At 43.8% G+C, this 18,193-nt stretch carries 16 protein-coding genes; 7 read left to right on the plus strand and 9 right to left on the minus strand.

Features of this window, described 5'->3' with window-relative positions; translation table 11 throughout:
* Positions 1-6 precede the first annotated feature (6 nt).
* On the minus strand, positions 7-2,073 hold the full coding sequence (gene gspD / locus ABMY45_RS22785; protein ID WP_010604368.1) for a type II secretion system secretin GspD: 2,067 nt from the start codon (positions 2,071-2,073) through the stop codon (positions 7-9).
* Positions 2,074-2,100: 27 nt separating this feature from the next.
* Entirely contained in the window at positions 2,101-2,985 is an 885-nt protein-coding gene (gene gspC / locus ABMY45_RS22790; protein ID WP_010604367.1) for a type II secretion system protein GspC, read from the minus strand.
* A 276-nt stretch (positions 2,986-3,261) separates the two neighbouring features.
* On the opposite strand from gspC, the gene hslR reads away from it, so the two are divergent.
* The 4 genes from hslR (at position 3,262) to ABMY45_RS22810 (ending at position 6,686) form a co-directional block, all read left to right on the plus strand.
* Positions 3,262-3,672 carry a ribosome-associated heat shock protein Hsp15 gene (gene hslR, locus ABMY45_RS22795; protein WP_010378496.1) on the plus strand — a complete coding sequence of 137 codons (411 nt, stop codon included), beginning with the start codon at positions 3,262-3,264 and terminating at the stop codon, positions 3,670-3,672.
* An 11-nt stretch (positions 3,673-3,683) separates the two neighbouring features.
* Positions 3,684-4,529 carry an Hsp33 family molecular chaperone HslO gene (gene hslO / locus ABMY45_RS22800; RefSeq protein ID WP_010604366.1) on the plus strand — a complete coding sequence of 282 codons (846 nt, stop codon included), beginning with the start codon at positions 3,684-3,686 and terminating at the stop codon, positions 4,527-4,529.
* Between the two features lie 263 nt (positions 4,530-4,792).
* A complete protein-coding gene (locus ABMY45_RS22805) occupies positions 4,793-6,331 on the plus strand; it encodes a phosphoenolpyruvate carboxykinase (protein ID WP_010378491.1) in 1,539 nt (512 codons plus the stop codon).
* A 160-nt stretch (positions 6,332-6,491) separates the two neighbouring features.
* Positions 6,492-6,686: a hypothetical protein gene (locus tag ABMY45_RS22810; protein WP_010604365.1), complete on the plus strand. Its 195-nt coding sequence runs from the start codon at positions 6,492-6,494 to the stop codon at positions 6,684-6,686.
* Positions 6,687-6,730: 44 nt separating this feature from the next.
* Here the strand turns inward: ABMY45_RS22810 and ABMY45_RS22815 are convergent, their stop codons facing one another.
* From ABMY45_RS22815 to ompR, 3 genes are read right to left on the minus strand one after another with little or no spacing between them, the layout of a single operon-like run.
* Positions 6,731-7,456: a hypothetical protein gene (locus tag ABMY45_RS22815; protein WP_233525187.1), complete on the minus strand. Its 726-nt coding sequence runs from the start codon at positions 7,454-7,456 to the stop codon at positions 6,731-6,733.
* A 24-nt stretch (positions 7,457-7,480) separates the two neighbouring features.
* Complete coding sequence (envZ, locus tag ABMY45_RS22820; protein ID WP_010604363.1) at positions 7,481-8,794, minus strand: two-component system sensor histidine kinase EnvZ; 1,314 nt, start codon at positions 8,792-8,794, stop codon at positions 7,481-7,483.
* A gap of 5 nt (positions 8,795-8,799) precedes the next feature.
* The gene (ompR, locus tag ABMY45_RS22825; protein ID WP_010378483.1) at positions 8,800-9,519 is read right to left on the minus strand and encodes a two-component system response regulator OmpR; all 720 of its coding nucleotides are present in this window, start codon (positions 9,517-9,519) and stop codon (positions 8,800-8,802) included.
* 214 nt (positions 9,520-9,733) lie between these two features.
* Between ompR and greB the strand changes: the two genes are divergently transcribed.
* Together greB and ABMY45_RS22835 are read left to right on the plus strand one after the other, a co-directional pair.
* Positions 9,734-10,219, plus strand: a complete 486-nt coding sequence (gene greB, locus ABMY45_RS22830) for a transcription elongation factor GreB (protein WP_010378480.1) — start codon at positions 9,734-9,736, stop codon at positions 10,217-10,219.
* 83 nt (positions 10,220-10,302) lie between these two features.
* The gene (locus ABMY45_RS22835; RefSeq protein ID WP_349289537.1) at positions 10,303-12,615 is read left to right on the plus strand and encodes a Tex family protein; all 2,313 of its coding nucleotides are present in this window, start codon (positions 10,303-10,305) and stop codon (positions 12,613-12,615) included.
* Positions 12,616-12,731: 116 nt separating this feature from the next.
* Here the strand turns inward: ABMY45_RS22835 and ABMY45_RS22840 are convergent, their stop codons facing one another.
* From ABMY45_RS22840 to bioH, 3 genes are all read right to left on the minus strand, one after another.
* Positions 12,732-13,616, minus strand: a complete 885-nt coding sequence (locus ABMY45_RS22840; RefSeq protein ID WP_349289538.1) for a putative metalloprotease CJM1_0395 family protein — start codon at positions 13,614-13,616, stop codon at positions 12,732-12,734.
* Positions 13,616-13,924 (minus strand): hypothetical protein, encoded by a 309-nt coding sequence (locus tag ABMY45_RS22845; RefSeq protein WP_349289539.1) that lies wholly within the window; start codon positions 13,922-13,924, stop codon positions 13,616-13,618. The genes ABMY45_RS22840 and ABMY45_RS22845 overlap by 1 nt, the downstream gene beginning before the upstream one ends.
* A gap of 104 nt (positions 13,925-14,028) precedes the next feature.
* The gene (gene bioH, locus ABMY45_RS22850) at positions 14,029-14,760 is read right to left on the minus strand and encodes a pimeloyl-ACP methyl ester esterase BioH (RefSeq protein ID WP_349289540.1); all 732 of its coding nucleotides are present in this window, start codon (positions 14,758-14,760) and stop codon (positions 14,029-14,031) included.
* A 57-nt stretch (positions 14,761-14,817) separates the two neighbouring features.
* On the opposite strand from bioH, the gene ABMY45_RS22855 reads away from it, so the two are divergent.
* Complete coding sequence (locus tag ABMY45_RS22855; RefSeq protein ID WP_102057662.1) at positions 14,818-15,489, plus strand: phosphoribosyltransferase family protein; 672 nt, start codon at positions 14,818-14,820, stop codon at positions 15,487-15,489.
* A gap of 58 nt (positions 15,490-15,547) precedes the next feature.
* Here the strand turns inward: ABMY45_RS22855 and ABMY45_RS22860 are convergent, their stop codons facing one another.
* Positions 15,548-18,073, minus strand: coding sequence for a M14 metallopeptidase family protein (locus ABMY45_RS22860; protein ID WP_349289541.1), 2,526 nt, complete (start codon positions 18,071-18,073; stop codon positions 15,548-15,550).
* Between the last annotated feature and the right edge of the window lie 120 nt (positions 18,074-18,193).

Genomic DNA, 18,193 nt, shown 5'->3' on the forward strand with positions numbered 1-18,193 from the left:
TTCTCATCAATCATTTTCACGCTCTTTTTTGTTTTGTTCTTTTAAGAACTCTTCATACGTAGGAGGCAGAGTAAGCTTATCATCCCACTTAGGTAAGATTGGCGTGTCTTCAAATGGCATTAGCTCAATGCCATCTTCTCTTTGTTTATGCTGCTCACCACGGATAAAGTTATATTTTGAATGGCTAATTTCATTCATACTGCGGCTATCACGTACAATAGTCGGACGAATGAATACTAATAGATTGCGTTTTTCCTTTTTAGTCCCTGTTGATCTAAATAGGTGACCTAATATTGGAATGTCACCCAATAGTGGTACTTTAGATACACTTTCTTGAACGGTTTCATCAATCAGACCACCTAAGATAACCATGCCGCCATCATCAGCGATAACCGTGGTATTGATAGCACGTTTAGCCACTCGAATATCCACCGACGTCGCACCTTTCACGCTTGATACTTCTTGTTCTATCGTCAGTTGAACCGCTGTGCCATCGTTAATCTGAGGGGTTACTTTTAATTTAATACCCACTTCTTGGCGGTCTACCGTTTGGAACGGGTTTGAATTATTGTCGTTCGCCGTTGAACCCGTAACAATTGGCACTTCTTCACCGACGATCATGGACGCTTCTTCGTTATCCATAGTCGTAACCGATGGCGTGGCAAGAATATTTGAGTTGGTATCAGTAGTTACCGCTTGAATGATTGCACCCCAATCATTCTTGACAATACCTGCGGCTAACCCATTAATACCGCCTAGAACTTTGGCAAGCCCAGTCAAATCGCCCTTAACAGTCTCATCATATTCCGTTGTTTTTCCAGATTCTGTACCTGTTATATTTTTAGTGACTGTTTTGTCACGTGCTTGCTCAGCAGCAACCGCTATGGATCCAATTGGTGCAGTTGTACCGTCATTAAACTGTAGCATACCGCCTTTTTCAGAGATCCATTGTAAGCCAAGGTTAATACCATCGGCTTCAGAAACCTCAACAACAATCGCTTCAACCAATACTTGGGCACGACGGATATCCAGTTTTTTAATAACTTGACTCAGTGAACGCATAGTGTCTGGCTGCGCCGTTATCACCAATGAGTTTGAGTCTTCATGCGCCTCAATGCTGGTTTCATTTTTGCTACTACTGCGAGTTCTTGCTTGCTGACCTGCGGCTTGCTCTTCTTCAATCGATTTACTCACGCCTTGAAGAACCTTAACCAGATCTTCAGCTTTTGCGTAATTCAGATAGAAGACCTGAGTATTGCCTTGGGATTGCAACTCGTCGTCTAAACGCTTTATAAGCTCAGCAGCTCGGCTACGCGCCTGTGACTCACCGCTGACAATGACGCTATTAGTGCGGGTATCTGACACAATTTTCGGGATAAGGAAGTCTGGTACACCGCCTTTCCCTGAGTCTTGAAAAATCTTTTCAACGACTTTAACAACATCTTCAGCAGTGGCATGCTTCAGCTTAACGATATCAACACGTTTATCACCTGCTTGGTCAACCGTTTTGATTATATCAACTAGGCGATTCACCGAGGACGCGTGGCCAGTTAGCATCATCACGTTTGCTGAATTTAGATTGGTTACGTGACCACCATCTTTTTGGTCACTGAACTGACGAATAAGTGGACCAAGCTCTTGCACGCTAACGTTCTTCACGCGAACAACGCGTGTTACCATTACGTCACCATTACCTAGCTCTTCACCAGATACCAAAGGTACATTTGACTTTTTACCATCAGAACTACGAACTACCTTAAGCACACCGCTATCCATTTCAATAACAGAATAACCATACACTTCCAGCACGTTTAAAAAGAACTGATAATAAAGCTTTTCATCCATCAACTCATAACTGCGAACATTGATATTACCGCGCACGTTAGGGTCTATGATGATAGTTTTATTCAGCTTATCACTAACGATATTAATGAATTCATTAATATCGGTACCTTTGAAGTTCGCGGCATATTCAACCGCAGAAACAGAAAGTGAAATACCAGCAGCAATCAAGAGCGTTGCATACTTAGCTAACCCTTTTTTGGTTTTTGTGAGGTGTAGCTTTTTACCCATTATTCTAAAACTCCAAAATTAGTAACTTTACAGGCTAAACTGCACATCCATCACTTGACCGTCTCGCTCAATCGTGATGTTCGCATCTGTGCTCGTTCTAAGTTCATTAATAGCTGACATAGCCTGTTTCATATCCGTGAGCTGAAACCCATTAATTGCGATTGCTAAATCATTCGCTTTAAGCCCCACCTGTTCGAACAATTCAGGATCCTTTCCAGGTGAGAGACGATAGCCAATAACTTCGCCGTTACGCTGTTCCGGAGCAATCTTAATATAATCAAATAATTTACCTGGATCGCTGAGCAATTCCTGGCGACGATTTGCTAGTTCATTTCGAGATGGGGTTGGTGAAGCTGTGCTGTTGACGATTTTCTTTGACTTTGTTGGCATCGCCACAGTGCGACTAAACTCTATACCATCTAACATCAGCGTTTCAAAACGCCCACTGACATCCAAAATCACACGATCAGGTAACACTCGGGCAAGCTTAGCGCGAGTGCCTGTGATTGGTGCATCAACTGAGTAGGTCTCCTGGCGACCCTGAGACTCGATAATAGCAAGACCCGCACCATCATCTTGGCTTACCGCTACGATACCGGTTAGCCTAACGTTAAGCGTTGTTTCTGGTGCATCAGAAACCACGGGCTGTGGTTTGGTATCAGGCTTAGCATTTGCCTCACCAAACAAATTTTGAGCGACAATTCCTTGGCTTGTGATACCGCTACTTGATTGACTATACAGTTGTGATGCTGGAAGCAAGGGTTGTGTTTGTGGCACTGGCCATAACAACCAAAATAATTGCGAAAAGAGAAACGCAACGTAAACAACCGACAGGACAACAATGATACGACTCAATTTTGCGTGAGGCAAACCAAGCCAAAACTTCTGAAGCTGTTGTAACTGTAATTCCATATAATACTTTTCTTATTTTCTTGAACGCCCCAGTGTACCGCCTCGAAATTTTTTCAACAAGCGTGCATTTGTTAAACTTTTAATTAAATAGGTACACCGTAGGCCAATTAACTGAATCTAAACTTAACCTTGGAACATAGACACTCATATTAGTTCATTTTTTAGGTAAAGTGCGATTAACTCACAAGTTTAGTGCCTGTCATCTACTTTGTTTGCATAACGAAATATGCTAAATTTGTTAGGTTAAATTTCACACTAGCAAATAGTTAACGAATTGTGACAAAACTCCAACAGGAAAACAACCAATCTGAACAGAAAGTTCGTATTGATAAGTGGTTATGGGCTGCTCGCTTTTACAAAACACGAGCGCTTGCTCGCGATATGGTCCAAGGTGGCAAAGTACATTACAACGGTCAACGCTGTAAACCAAGTAAAACGGTTGAAGTCGGCGCGGTAGTGAAATTAGCCCAAGGATATGAAGAGAAAGAAGTAACCATACTCAAAATCATGGAAAAGCGACAAGCGGCTCCAATTGCTCAAACTCTTTATGAAGAGTCTGAAGCAAGCATTGAAAAACGAACGCAAAACGCGTTGGCGCGCCAAAACAATAGCTTGTTTGCGCCTCGTCCTGCCACTAAGCCGGACAAGAAACAACGCCGTGAATTACTTAAATTGAAATCAAACTAGGATTTTCATTGATGCAGACTGATTTACTTCATCGTTATATTTTTGACAAGCTAGACGTACGTGGTGAGCTTGTACAAATAGAACAGACTTTTACTGACATCATTAGCGGTCACAACTACCCAGAGCCTGTGCAACACCTATTAGGCGAGTTATTGGTTGCAACCAGTTTACTGACCGCTACGTTAAAATTTGAAGGTGACATTGCGGTTCAGCTCCAAGGTGATGGTCCAGTAAAATATGCGGTGATCAATGGTAATCACAAACAACAGATGCGTGGCGTGGCAAGGCTGCAATCTGAGGTTTTGGGATCATCTATACCTGAGCTCATGGGCAAAGGGTATATGGTTATCACCATTACACCGACAAAAGGCGAACGCTATCAAGGCATAGTTCCCCTTTCTAAAGAATCACTTGCCGAATGTTTAGAAGAATACTTCGAGCAATCTGAGCAATTGAAAACCCGTTTATGGTTCGCAACAAGCCTAGTCGGCGATAAAGTGAAAGCGGCAGGTCTGTTTTTACAAGTACTGCCCGTCAATAAAGAAAAGTCTGTTGCCGATTTCCAACATCTTGAAGCACTAAGCGACACGATTAAAGATGAAGAGCTACTAGATTTAGACGCCAATACCGTACTAACTAGACTGTATCACGAAGACAATCCTCAACTTTTTGAACCGCAAGCTATCTCGTTTGTATGTGGATGTAGCCGAGAAAAAACCGAGAATGCGCTGGCCAATGTCGGACTAGAAGCCTTGATGGAAGACTTGCAAAAACACGGCGAGGTCAATATTAGCTGTCATTACTGCTTGAAAAACTACGTTTTTAACGAGCAAGATATTAAATCGTTATTTAATTAAGTTGCGCTTTAGCCCTTAATTACAAAATGAAACCGCCATTTTTGGCGGTTTTTTTATGGCTATTGGGTGATACCGGTGTCATAAAACATACAAAAGTTATGACACCGGTATCATTGAAATTATTCAAGTTTTTTGACGTTTTTATGTAATTTTAAGCACTCTAAAGGCTCGAATATCTCAATTTCATCTGTTACTATAAATTTAGCTAAGGGCAAGAGTACCCCAGAGCTATCCCGTTCAACTCTCACTTTTTAGGTATAAACATGACTTCAAGCGCTACTCGTTTTGTCGATTTAACCGCAGCTGAACTTGTCGAACACGCTATCCGTCGTGGCGAGGGCACTTTAGCCGCAAATGGAGCTTTTGTTGCAAAAACTGGTCGTCGTACTGGACGTTCACCAAACGACCGTTTCATCGTAAAAGAATCAAGCACAGAAAATGACATCCAATGGGGTAACGTAAACCGCCCATTCGAAGGTGCTAAGTTTGATGCTTTATGGGCTCGCGTAGAAGCGCACGTTCTTGAAAATGACCACTTCGTCTCTCACTTAGAAGTCGGTGCGGATCCAGAGCACTATTTACCAGTCGTTGTAACGACTGAAACTGCTTGGCACCACATTTTCGCTAAAAACATGTTTATCGAACCTAACTCTTATAACAAAACTGATTTACCTGAATGGCAGGTGATGAACGTTCCTTCTTTTGTTTGTGATCCTGAGCGTGATGGTACAAACAGCGATGGTACCGTTATCATCAACTTTGCACAGCGCAAAGTGCTTATCGCAGGTATGCATTACGCCGGTGAAATGAAGAAGTCGATGTTCTCTGTACAGAACTTCTTACTACCAGCAAAAGGTGTGCTACCTATGCACTGTAGTGCAAACGTTGGCGAAGCTGGTGACACAACGTTATTCTTTGGTCTATCAGGAACAGGTAAAACTACGCTTTCTGCGGATCCTAAGCGTTTTCTTATCGGTGATGATGAGCACGGTTGGGCACCTGGTAGCGTATTCAACATTGAAGGCGGTTGTTATGCGAAATGTATCGACCTGTCACAAAAGAACGAGCCTGTTATTTGGGATGCAATCCGTTTTGGTACTATTTTAGAAAACGTCGTGCTAGATGAAACGCGTACTCCTGATTATACCGATTCAAGCTTAACGCAAAATACGCGTGCAGCTTACCCTCTTGAGCATGTTGAAAAGCGTAAAGTTGAAAACCGCGCAGGCGAGCCTCGTGCAGTTGTATTCTTGACTTGTGACGTGAGCGGCGTATTACCTCCAGTTTCAATTCTAAGCGAAGAAGCTGCGGCTTATCACTTCCTTAGTGGCTACACAGCGAAAGTAGGCTCAACTGAGATTGGTTCAACTTCTGATATCGAATCAACTTTCTCAACTTGTTTTGGTGCTCCTTTCTTCCCGCGTCCAGCAGGCGTGTACGCTGAGCTACTAATGAAACGCGTGCGTGAGTTTGGCGCTAAAGTTTACCTAGTAAACACAGGTTGGACTGGTGGTCCTTATGGCATTGGTAAGCGTTTTGACATTCCAACAACTCGCGCCGTGATTGATGCAATCGTAAACGATACATTAGAGGGCGTTGAGACACAGCACATTGAGGCACTAAATTTAGATGTACCAGTGGCAGTGGAAGGTGTTGATAGCAAGCTACTTAATCCGGTAAATACATGGCAAGATCAGGCTAAGTATGCGGAATATGCAGCTAAACTTGCGGCTGACTTCAAAGAAAACTTCGCTAAATACGATGTTTCTGAAGCAATCAAAGCAGCAGGCCCTCGCGGCTAACCTAAGAAAGATTCCTTTATCAAAAGCGCCCCTTGTTTGGGCGTTTTTTTGTGCCTAATTTTTTACACATGAATATCTTTCAACAAACTTATTATTAACATCTAGGTACATACATGCTTATATATTGCTGATTATTTAAACAGCACGTATAAGGAAAACCATGAAATTACAATTAAAAAAGAAACAACTAAAATCGCTGCAAGCGAAAGATCTAAACAATCAGGCGACCAGAAAAATTGCTGCCGCGGGCGCGACTTTTGGCTCTAGAGTTGATTGTGGCAGTTGGCAAATTTGTGATACTCACGTCGCAATTTGTGAGTCAATGGGACTTTGTCGTTCAGTAGATATCTGCTAATAACGCGATAACCAAGTCCTTTAATAGGGCGAAAACTCGCCCTATTACGACGTACTCCAAAGCTTATTTAGCACCAACTTTTTAAAGGTTAATACAAATTGTTTCATTGTGATTGGAATGATAGCCACAAGCGCAATTCCCTTATCAAAGTCAGGATTAACACAACAGTAAAGTGCAATCTCAGTTTTGCTGCTTTCTCTAAAGCGTGTAATTTCAGCCTCGCTGTAATTGGTTTTGCGTCCAACAGCTTTCAAACACCTTAGGCCATTATAAGGGCTTACCAAGCCAACTGGATTGATGGTGTCATAGAGAATTGCTATCGCGCTATTTTGAGACAAGCTATTCGGATAAACTTCGGCGATATTTTTTGCCATGGCCCTGAACATGGCGGGACTGAGCATGGTATCTGCATATAACAGTTTTCTACGTGGGTTACGTATATAACGTTTTAATACCTCGATAAGAGAAAACCTAAAGGTACTGTTTTTCCCTCTAAAGTCAGGCAAAAAAGCAGCTGAAGCGCCAACAATGCAAACATCCTTGTTGCTATCATCAAAGGTCAATAAGCAATAGCCGACAATGTCACCGCCTGATAAAAACAACCGGAGTCTGCGCTTTGTGCTTTCGCCTTTTTCAAAGTACAAAGCAAAGTAATGCTCTACCTCTACATTAGAAAAGCTTGTCGCTATCACTCGCTTCAATTGGTTTAAATACTGTGTATCTAACACTCCCTTTTGATAGCTTAAATCCCTATGCTTTATTGTGCTCAACTTGCTCGCCTACCCTATTGAAAATCATGCTTCCTCAAGCTTTCCCCGATAAGCTGGCAAAGAAACCTCCGCGATCAGACCACCACCATCTCGATTTCGTAGTCTTACTTTACCGCCGTGTGTGGTCACGATACGTTTGATAATGGCAAGCCCTAAACCACTCCCCTCACTCCCTCTAGCCTGATCTCCCTGTTTAAATGGTTCGAATACAGACTCTAACTCTGACTCAGGAATACCAGGCCCTCTATCCATTACTTTTACGATAACAGCACGGTGCTTGGGGCTATACTCTGTCGTCACCTCAATATCTTGTTCAGAATAACGGATCGCATTTTCAATCATGTTAGTAAACACTCGCTTTAACGCGACGGCATTCATCATTACCGCTGGTAAGTATTCCTCTGCTTGCAGGTGAATTGGTCGCTGATGCTGCTGTTCTGCATGAACAACTTCTTCAATAACCGTGTTAACATCGTCTGGCGACATTTCCGCACCGTTGTGATGACGGAGATATTCAATGAATTGGTCAATAATCGCATTCATATCTTCAATATCGTCGATTATCCCCTCGCGCAGGTAGTCTTCTTCATCCGACATCATTTCAGTTGCTAGACGAATTCGGGTTAAAGGCGTACGTAAATCGTGCGATACACCAGCCATTAACAGTCGTCTATCACTTTCTAGGTCTGCGATCCCTTTAGACATTTTATTAAACGCCCGAGTCACCTCTATGACTTCCGTGGACCCTTCTTCAACAAGCCGGGTTGAAAAGTCCCCGACCCCTACTCGACTAGCAGCAATTTGTAGTGATTTTAGCGGTTTATTTAGATGCCGAGCAAAAAGCCAACCCCCTAACACACTTAAGAAACCAATACTGGAGAGGTAGAAAACTAAAAACTCCATTTTTGTTTCACTGAGTCCGCTAAGCGGCACTCTTACCCAATATCCTGGCGCTTGTGGTGGCTCAACCCAATAAACAACCGGATCTCCTTGGCTTATCCTGACTCGCGCAGAGCCATTAAGTTGCTCCGACATACTACGAGACAGCAATGTATATTCTTTGGCCTGCCCCAGCCCATTTACATACGCCTCTCTTTGTGTCATCACCTCAATGCCGGTTATCTCAAAAAATTTTCGAGATAGTGTATTGTCCACTTCAACACCATCTTCCCAATCAATGAAGACCGTTTTAACCTGCTTAGCGAGCATCAGATTCACTTGTTCAAAGGTTGGTTTGAAGACGTATAAGGTAACGGTAATGTAAGACACGACTTGATTTATCAATAGTAACGCGCCGACAAAGAAGACGGTTTGCCCAAATGCACTACGAGGTAACATGCTGGCTACTTCACGCCGTCAGGCACAAATACATACCCAAGACCCCACACCGTTTGTATATAGCGAGGATTAGAGGCGTCATCTTCAATCATACGACGTAAGCGCGAAACCTGAACGTCAATGCTACGCTCAAGTGCGCTATAATCACGCCCTCTAGCAAGGTTCATTAACTTATCTCGACTAAGCGGCTCGCGAGGGTGACTCACCAGTGCTTTAAGTACCGCAAACTCACCTGAGGTAAGTGAAATTGTCGCTTCTCCATGTTGCATCTCTCGCGTCGCTAAATTAAGGGTAAAGTTACCAAAGCTCACTTCATTTTCTTCTGCCGCAGGCGCACCTGGTACTTCTTTGGCACGACGACGAAGAATGGCTTTTATTCGCGCCAGCAGTTCTCTTGGGTTGAATGGTTTTGGAATGTAATCATCCGCGCCAAGCTCAAGGCCAATAATACGGTCAACTTCGTCACCTTTCGCCGTCAACATAACAATTGGGATCTCATTCTCTTTTTGTCTTAAACGACGACAGATGGAAAGGCCATCTTCTCCAGGAAGCATCAAATCTAACACCATTAAGTGAAAGTTTTCGCGTTCAAGTAGTCTATCCATTTGTTCAGAATTGGCTGCGCTGCGGACGATAAATCCCTGCTCAACGAGATAACGCTCTAAAAGACTGCGTAAACGCATATCGTCATCAACTACGAGCACTTTGGTGGTTTCATTTCCCATTTATATTTCTTCTATTTATTAATTTACTAAAGCTTGCTGATCTGCGACATTTCGTGCACAAATCATTATCCTGTTCATTTAACGCTCATGGCGATAATGGACCATGATATTATTATGCTTAAATATAATTGAATTTGGTGCTTTTCGACACCATACATTGATACTAGATTGTTACCGAACATTACAAGGGTTTAACCCAAAATACCTGAGAAACATGAAAACGAATTTGATCACGCCCGAAGGATACCGCCAACTGCAGCAAGAACATGATCATCTGTGGTTTGAAAAGCGCCCAGAGATCACCAAAATTGTGAATTGGGCAGCGAGTTTAGGCGATCGCTCCGAAAATGCCGACTACACCTTCAATAAACGTTTATTAAGGCAAATAGATAGACGGGTGCGCTTTTTACGAAAGCGTATGCCCGAACTAAAAGTCGTGGAATACAGTCCCGAACAAGAAGGTAAAGTATTTTTTGGCGCTTGGGTAGAAGTAGAAAGCGAAGAAGGCGAGGTTCGTGCATTTCGGATTGTTGGACCTGATGAAATATACGAACGCAATGACTACATCTCCATCGATGCGCCAATGGCAAGGGCCTTACTAAGCAAACAAGTCGATGATGAAATTACGGTCACCACACCGCACGGCCGAAGACTTTGGTATATCAACCAAATCGAATATCGCAGAAACACCGAACAATGATAACATTGAGCTAAATTTTGTTTGCCCAAGATGAGTATTATCTAGGCAACACAGACCGATTAAGAAGAGTATAAGGATTTTGCATGAGCAATATCACACAACGTTTAGCAACTGAGCTTAACGCCAGAGAACAGCAAGTTAATGCTGCTATTAGTTTGCTAGACGAAGGGGCAACCGTTCCATTTATTGCACGTTACCGTAAAGAGGTAACGGGTGGCTTAGATGACACTCAACTGCGTTTGCTTGAGCAAAGGTTAGGTTACTTACGAGAACTTGATGAACGTCGCGAGTTTATTTTAAAAACCATCGATGAACAGGGTAAACTCTCTGCTGAGCTAAGTGCAGAAATACAAGCCGCCGACAGTAAAACCGTACTCGAAGATTTATATCTCCCATACAAACCAAAGCGCAGAACAAAAGGCCAAATCGCGATAGAAGCAGGTTTGGAACCCTTAGCTGACGCTTTATTTGCAGATCCAACATTAGACCCAGAACAACAAGCGACTCCTTTCATTGATGAGAACAAAGGCGTTGCAGACAGCAAAGCAGCTTTAGATGGCGCTAAATTCATTCTCATGGAGCGTTTTGCAGAAGACGCTAAACTACTTGCTAAGCTCCGAGCACACCTTAAAGACAACGCGCAAATCGAAGCAAGAGTCATCGCAGGTAAAGAAGAAGCAGGAAGCAAATACCGTGACTACTTTGAACATAATGAGCTACTAAATAAAATTCCATCACACCGTGCGCTGGCGATGCTAAGAGCACGTAACGAAGGCTTTTTGCAGTTATCTATCAACCCGGAACCAAGTGCAGAAGACGCCGCTCAATTTTGTGCACAGATCATTGCCGATCATTACCGCCTAGCCGTCTCTGGTAAAGCTGCCAGTGATTGGTTGATGGGTGTAGTCCAGTGGGCATGGAAGATTAAAATCGCCCTGCACTTGGAAAACGAATTCTTAGGGTCAATGCGTGAAAAGTCAGAGCTAGATGCTATCGAAGTTTTTGCGAAAAACCTAAAAGATCTGCTGATGGCTGCGCCTGCAGGTGCAAAAGTGACAATGGGTATCGATCCGGGATTACGTACCGGATGTAAAGTCGCCATTGTCGATGCCACAGGCAAACTGATTGCAACGAGTACTATCCACCCTCATGCCCCTCAAAACCAGTGGGATAAGTCGCTGAAGACACTAGAGCAAATGTGTCGCCAATACAAAGTTGAGCTTATTGCTATCGGTAACGGAACCGCGTCTCGCGAGACCGACAAACTGGCCGCAGAACTGCTAAAAAGCGCCACCGAATTAAAACTTAATAAAATCATGGTGAGTGAAGCTGGCGCATCGGTGTACTCTGCCTCTGAATTTGCCGCAAACGAATTTCCAGATCTTGATGTATCTCTACGTGGCGCAGTTTCTATTGCAAGAAGATTACAAGATCCGTTAGCAGAGCTTGTAAAAATCGAACCAAAATCAATCGGTGTTGGCCAATATCAGCATGATGTTTCTCAAAGCCAGTTAGGGCAAACGCTAACTGCTGTGGTCGAAGACTGCGTAAACTCAGTGGGTGTCGATGTGAACACGGCATCGATACCATTACTAACGCGCGTCTCGGGCTTGAATAAAACATTAGCCAGTAACATCGTAAAATACCGCGACGAAAATGGCTCTTTCACGGATCGCAAAGCGCTTAAAAAAGTTGAGCGATTAGGACCTAAAGCATTTGAACAAGCAGCCGGTTTCTTACGTATCGCCAATGGCGACGATCCACTGGATGCATCAGCAGTGCATCCTGAAGCTTACCCTGTTGTCAAAGCGATTTGTAAAAAACAAAATCTAGAAGTGAATACCCTTATCGGTAATCGCGAAGTCTTGAATGGCCTTGTGGCAAATGACTATGTAGATGATAAGTTTGGGGTACCAACGGTCACTGATATTATCAAAGAATTAGATAAGCCAGGCCGAGATCCTCGCCCAGAATTTAAAACGGCGCAGTTTAAAGCTGGTGTTGAGACAATCACAGATCTTAAAGTCGGTATGATTTTAGAAGGTGTGGTCTCTAATGTTGCCAATTTTGGGGCTTTTGTGGATGTAGGTGTACATCAAGATGGACTTGTTCACATTTCAGCACTCACGGATAAGTTTATTTCCGATCCACGTGAAGTCGTTAAAGCGGGAGATATCGTTAAGGTCAAAGTGATTGAGGTTGATGTGCCTCGTAAACGCATTAGCTTTACCATGCGCTTAAACGATGAAATATCTCAAGCTCCAGCGCAAAAACAAAACGCTAAGCCGCACAAAGGAAAACCGGTACCTAAGTCTTCTAAGCCAAATTCACGAGATGCAGGTAACGCCGCGATGGGTAATGCGTTTGCTGAAGCCTTCGCAAAGCTGAAGAAGTAATCTCAACAGAACAGTGAACAAAGAAAAGCGCGGCCTTGGTCGCGCTTTTCGTTTGTCGGGGGTTTTAACTCGTTTTCACTGCAATGACCCGCGGAGGAGAAGGCCAATACCTACGGTTAAATTTGCACTGATAGCGATGCGGGTTGGTTAGGCATCGCTACATGTTGATAAAAATTTGAGATCCTGAGCGATCTTGCTTGGATTTCAGGGTCAGCTTCAATTGGCATCGCAACAGCATAAGGATCTGCATCCTGCTTAAGCTTGGCTTGCTCTTCTTCACTCTCTGCTTTTGCCTGCTCACCACTCAAGCGGCGAGTTTGAATGTTTTGCACCCGCTTGCTATCACTTTGCTCTTCACCACTGATAGAAGCTTTTGCCAACTCAGCCTGCGCCGCCGAGAGTTTTTGAGTCGCATCTGCTGCGATGGCTCTGTCAGCGCCAGATGGTTCTGCTGGTGCTAACGCTGCCGCTCTCACCGTTTGCATTTTTTCAATCGTGCCCTGCGGGTCACCTTCAAGCGGCGCAACGTCGATCATCACCTCGCCGCCAATAGCATAGTTATTGCCATCAGGACCGCGCTGATATTCATAACTCGGTGAGCCGGCATATTGCCCGCCTACTCTGGCATGAGCCTGCTCATGTAATCTTACTTCTCTATCTCGAGATTTTAATTCTTGAACGATCTGCTCATCTTGCTCGGTTTGTTGCTGCTCTTGTTCATTCTTTTCTTTTTCTTGGCCTTCGCCTTTTTCACCTTGCTCTTTGCCTTGAATGGTTTTGCTTTGCTCTGTTTTACCATCAGAGCCGTAAACTTTTGCATCGTCTACGTTAGAAGAGCGGCCTTTTTCAGAATCGGAAAGATTGCGGTTTTCAGTAAATGAGGGATTGGTTGGTGCAGGTTTTGGGATCGCTTCACGCAACTGATTATCGCGTACAACCGTTTCGGTGTACACGTTGGCAGTGTTTAAATTCATCGCCGGTGGTGGCGTTACTATGTTCATTACACTTTAATATCAATCAACGTACCTAACACTTCATCTGCAGTGCGAATAGTTTGCACATTGGCTTTCGCGTTAAACTCTTCAACTTTTAAGGCTACCACTGATTCGGTCAAGCTTGGCGTTTCACTCACTGGAACCGTCACAGCTTCACCGGCACTAGCACCATGCAACTGCCGCCCAGCTGCACGTTCAGAATCACTTTGTTGATCAATGGCAGCACGGTTAATATCAGCACTTGCTTGGGCAATCCCCTGAGCAGCGCGGTTATAACCGTCGATTCCATTATTTAACACATCACCTACTGGCATATTCGCACCTAGATAAACCTTTTCTTACTGACTAATTATTGCGCAAAATATCAACAAAGAAAAGTAAAAGCGGCAATTTTTTGCCGCTTTATTACTCCAAATATTTAAACAATTGATTTAAGGCGTGATAAAAAGGCCTCTTTATGTGAGATAAAAGGCGCATGAGAGGCCTTTGCAAGCGTATGAGCCTTAAAATTTGGATTGAGTACCTGCATTTTCTCTACAGCCGCTTGTGGAACAAGAGAATCTAAACGGCCGAAGATGCCTATTGTGGGGAGTTGCAGCCGTGAAAATTCATCTCGTAAGTCCTGCGATTTCAATATCTCCAGTCCACCAGCTAGTGCTTTCGCCTCCGCTTCCGGCAGTGTGCCTAGTAGCGCTTTGAGTTGTTTGATGTCTTCTCTGGCATGTTCACTGCCCATCGCTTGAATCGCTAAAAACCTTTCTATCGTCTTTGCGCTATTGGTTTGCAGTTGAGTCTCAAAGTTGTTTAGCACCTTAGGGGCTATTCCGGGCCAATCTGCTTGCTCACAAAAAAATGGCGTTGAAGCGACCAAAATAACCTTGCTAACTTTGTCTGGAAAATGAGCAGCTAAATACAATGCAAATAAGCCCCCCAAAGACCAGCCTATCAACACGCTTTGTGGCATCAGCTGCTCAGCAATAAGTAAAGCGTTACGCTCAAGAGAATAATCGCCCTCAGCGCTTGGTGTACCACCAAATCCAGGAAGATTGACCGCTTTAATTAGTGTTGTAGGTGCTAAAGCTTCCTCGCATAACTGCCACACCGCTTTGTTCATCCCCCAACCATGGAGCAGCACAACTTCATTTTGCATTTATCTGTTCTCTATACCAAACTTGACGCCATGATAGCTAACCCGGGATGGAAAGCAATGATCCAACTTAATCGGTTATTACCTAAAAAGTGGTGTCAGCCTTGTGTATGTTGTGAACAACGCACAACAGAAGCCTTGCTTTGTCCACACTGCTTACAAGCCTGCTTAGACTTTATGGAACAAGAGATTAATCTACTTAACTACCCCAATATCCAACGCATGGTTAGCCTTGAAGACTGCGATGGGTTAACCGTGGCGAGTTGGTACCGCACGCCTATAAACACATGGTTGCAAGGAATAAAGTTTAACCACAGCAAAGCCTATCAATGTGCCTTAAACCTGCTAGCTCAGGCGCTATGGCAGCGCTTCAGTGAAGAAAATGCATTTCCTGTAGACCTTGTTTGTTGTTTGCCACTACACCGAAGACGGTTAATCCGACGAGGTTACAATCAAGTTGAGCAAATTTGGCAAGGGCTACCACTCACCCAAACAATACTCAAAAGAACAAAGCACACCAAGCCACAATCTGAGCTGACCAAAGCTAAACGAAAACGTAACTTAAACAATGCCTTTGTGCTCAGCCAACCTGTTGAAGGAAAAAATATCGTATTACTTGAGGATGTGATCACAACGGGTGCGACCATGAATGCAGCGGCAAAAGTGTGTAAACAAAATGGGGCAAAAATGGTGTGGGCGATGGCTATCAGCCTCACACCATTCGACGCTTAAAAGCGTATTATTTGATTGATATAACAGATACCAATCAACTTGCTAAATGTTCTGGACCTTATCTTATGCCGTGTGCAAAGAACAACGCGTTATTTAGCAGCCGGCTAGAACCGAACCAAAAGCCACGAAATACTGGGTTGTCAGTCATTCCAACAGCCACCCCACGTCCAGACTTTGACGCAATCAAGACAGAGGAACCTGCGATCTGCTCAACGTTGATATTATCAGTATACCCTGCCAATAAAGGCTTTTGAGTGTAAGTCAACGACTCGATAAATGGCTTATTATTACGATGCATCACCCAAGTACTATTTTTAAAGACAGGTAATTCCCGGTTCTCGAAGCCAAAAGACAAGGGATGACTTAAATCCAAACGCGCATCAAAAATCGCGCCGGCAATCCGCTGCTTTGCCGAAAGGCTATCTTGATCTGCAAAGGTGAGATTTTTGCTGTCAAACTGGGCTCGCATTTCTTTGCTTGAAACCATTTTAGCGTCTAGTAGTTGCTGTTCGATTAGCCACTGTGCACCACGCTTTTGCCCCCAAATCACACCGCCTTTAGCAACCCAACTCAAGAGCTTGGCTTTGCTCTTGTCACTTAAATCTCCATATTTACCATCAGCCAATAAAATATGGGTGTAGCGTGTAAGATCGAGTTTCTCGATATGCTGCTTTTCCACAATCGACGGGGCTAGTTTTAAATGCCTATCCAAATGATACCAAAGCTCACCCGCTTCATATTGACTTACACCCGCACCACCTATGATGAGGACTTCTGGCTTTTGCAGCTGCAGCATTTGTCTTGACCCAAAATCGACGCCACTTTGTGTCATGCCTGTAGTCACACTATATACTGGAAGTGAAAGCTCTCTGGCGATTGTTTCAAGCTCAGTAAACCAGTCCTCTTGCTGTTGAATACCACTTGCTATCACCAATGTACCGGCCTGAAAGTCATGAGAGCCTGAGGTGGTTGATGCTGAAAATGGTGACATTGCAGCTGCTACTTTCACTCCTGCCTGTAAGAGTCGATTTGCTAATTGTGGCGCCAGATAATGGTGCCATTCTATGGTGTAGGCATAACTTCCTGCAACGGGAGCCAATATATTTGAGTCAGTGCTCGATTCACCTTGAAGCTTTAAACCCCAGCCACTTTTTACTGCGGCAAAATCTAAATCATAAGCATACGACATCGTCCAACCTGAAACATCGTAGAACGTGTTGTCCTTAAAATGCGTCTGTGTGCTAAATAGTGCTTTTATCAAGCGATATTGCGGCTGAGCTAGTGGAATGTATAAATCCCCTTGCTGATATTCGGTGTTATCAACTTCTTTGGCTTTTGAGAGGTATTTCACCTCTATCTGATGCTGTTTCAATAAATCCACAAACGCTTGAAAACGGTAGTTATCTTTGCCGCGAGCAACAACGTAACCGTTGATTTCATCTTTACTCGCAAGCTCGTTCGCTTGTTGATAAAACTGCTGCTGATAATCAAGTAAAGCGCGTCGATGCGTTATGCTGGCTTGGAATGTCGAGAGACTCGTCGTGACTTGATTTTTAATCGTTTCAGGAAAACTCAACACGCCATACTGAGTTTCTTGTGCGTGCCCTCTACTACTAGCTTGTTCGAATAAAATGCCAACCGCACCATTTACGTCGGGGTACGTAGAGCCTTTGCCATAATAAAAGTCATCAAAACTCTCTTGAGTAAAATATAACTCCCCTTGCGCATCAAGAGCTTTGGCATGAAACTTACCAATCTCGTTGGTTAGCGCTACGTTTTGTAATGGGGTAATTGGGTGAGTTCTTGATGGGATCCCTGGTTGGAAAAAATACGTACTATTTGGTCCCATTTCATGAAAATCGGTCAGTACGTTTGGTTTCCAACGATGGAACGCTTTGATCCGTGCTTTTGACTCAGGATGTTGTAGTAGTAACCAGTCACGATTGAGGTCAAACCAATAATGGTTAGTGCGACTAGAAGGCCAAGACTCATTATGCTCACGATGTGCAGGATCGGTTGATAGAGACATGCTCTTATTGGCGTTTGCCCATGTAGCAAAACGTGATAAGCCATCAGGGTTCAAAGCTGGATCTAACAATATCACCGCATTATCAAGGAGCTGCGTAACAGACTCGCCCTGCGCCGCAGCTAAATAATATGCCATGAGTACCGCGGCATTGCTTCCTGAAGACTCATTACCGTGCACGCTATACCCCATCCACATCACAACTGGCTGGTCTGAACGGTTTTGGCTACTGCTCAATGAAGCAATATGATCTTGCTGAATACGCGCCAAGTTTTGTTGGTTTTGTGGCGAGCTCGCTTTTAGGAGTAACAAAGGACGTCGCTCATGGCTAAACCCGATTGTTTCGACACTCAGTCTTGGACTTTCGCTTGCAAGGGTATGTAGATAATTAACGATTTGATCGTGGCGCAAATGCCACTGCCCAACTTCATATCCAAATGCTTGTTTTGGCGTAGTTATTGTGGGATCAAATTTTACTTCATCGCCAAAATAATAGGCAATGGGCTTGGCCTGCAAGCTAAAGCTCAACAGCACGATAATACAGCTTATTAACCGCATGATAATGTCCTTTAATTCCGATTACTTTTCAAGCTAACAAGCACACCGCCGATTGCCAAATTTTTACGCCGAACACTAGCGACAACACGACGAGGAGAGTATGATACGTATTAACCGAGT

It is taken from the genome of Pseudoalteromonas sp. XMcav11-Q (genome assembly GCF_040104525.1).
Classification (GTDB): Bacteria; Pseudomonadota; Gammaproteobacteria; order Enterobacterales; family Alteromonadaceae; genus Pseudoalteromonas.

What these genes read in the sequence shown, in the direction of transcription:
- ABMY45_RS22805 (WP_010378491.1), top strand. Translation starts at nt 4,793, where the DNA reads ATGACTTCAAGCGCTACTCGTTTTGTCGATTTAACCGCAGCTGAACTT.
- ABMY45_RS22860 (WP_349289541.1), bottom strand. Translation starts at nt 18,073, where the DNA reads ATGCGGTTAATAAGCTGTATTATCGTGCTGTTGAGCTTTAGCTTGCAG.
- gspC (WP_010604367.1), bottom strand. Translation starts at nt 2,985, where the DNA reads ATGGAATTACAGTTACAACAGCTTCAGAAGTTTTGGCTTGGTTTGCCT.
- ABMY45_RS22855 (WP_102057662.1), top strand. Translation starts at nt 14,818, where the DNA reads ATGATCCAACTTAATCGGTTATTACCTAAAAAGTGGTGTCAGCCTTGT.
- bioH (WP_349289540.1), bottom strand. Translation starts at nt 14,760, where the DNA reads ATGCAAAATGAAGTTGTGCTGCTCCATGGTTGGGGGATGAACAAAGCG.
- ABMY45_RS22835 (WP_349289537.1), top strand. Translation starts at nt 10,303, where the DNA reads ATGAGCAATATCACACAACGTTTAGCAACTGAGCTTAACGCCAGAGAA.
- hslO (WP_010604366.1), top strand. Translation starts at nt 3,684, where the DNA reads ATGCAGACTGATTTACTTCATCGTTATATTTTTGACAAGCTAGACGTA.
- ompR (WP_010378483.1), bottom strand. Translation starts at nt 9,519, where the DNA reads ATGGGAAATGAAACCACCAAAGTGCTCGTAGTTGATGACGATATGCGT.
- gspD (WP_010604368.1), bottom strand. Translation starts at nt 2,073, where the DNA reads ATGGGTAAAAAGCTACACCTCACAAAAACCAAAAAAGGGTTAGCTAAG.
- ABMY45_RS22845 (WP_349289539.1), bottom strand. Translation starts at nt 13,924, where the DNA reads ATGCCAGTAGGTGATGTGTTAAATAATGGAATCGACGGTTATAACCGC.
- envZ (WP_010604363.1), bottom strand. Translation starts at nt 8,794, where the DNA reads ATGTTACCTCGTAGTGCATTTGGGCAAACCGTCTTCTTTGTCGGCGCG.
- ABMY45_RS22810 (WP_010604365.1), top strand. Translation starts at nt 6,492, where the DNA reads ATGAAATTACAATTAAAAAAGAAACAACTAAAATCGCTGCAAGCGAAA.
- greB (WP_010378480.1), top strand. Translation starts at nt 9,734, where the DNA reads ATGAAAACGAATTTGATCACGCCCGAAGGATACCGCCAACTGCAGCAA.
- ABMY45_RS22840 (WP_349289538.1), bottom strand. Translation starts at nt 13,616, where the DNA reads ATGAACATAGTAACGCCACCACCGGCGATGAATTTAAACACTGCCAAC.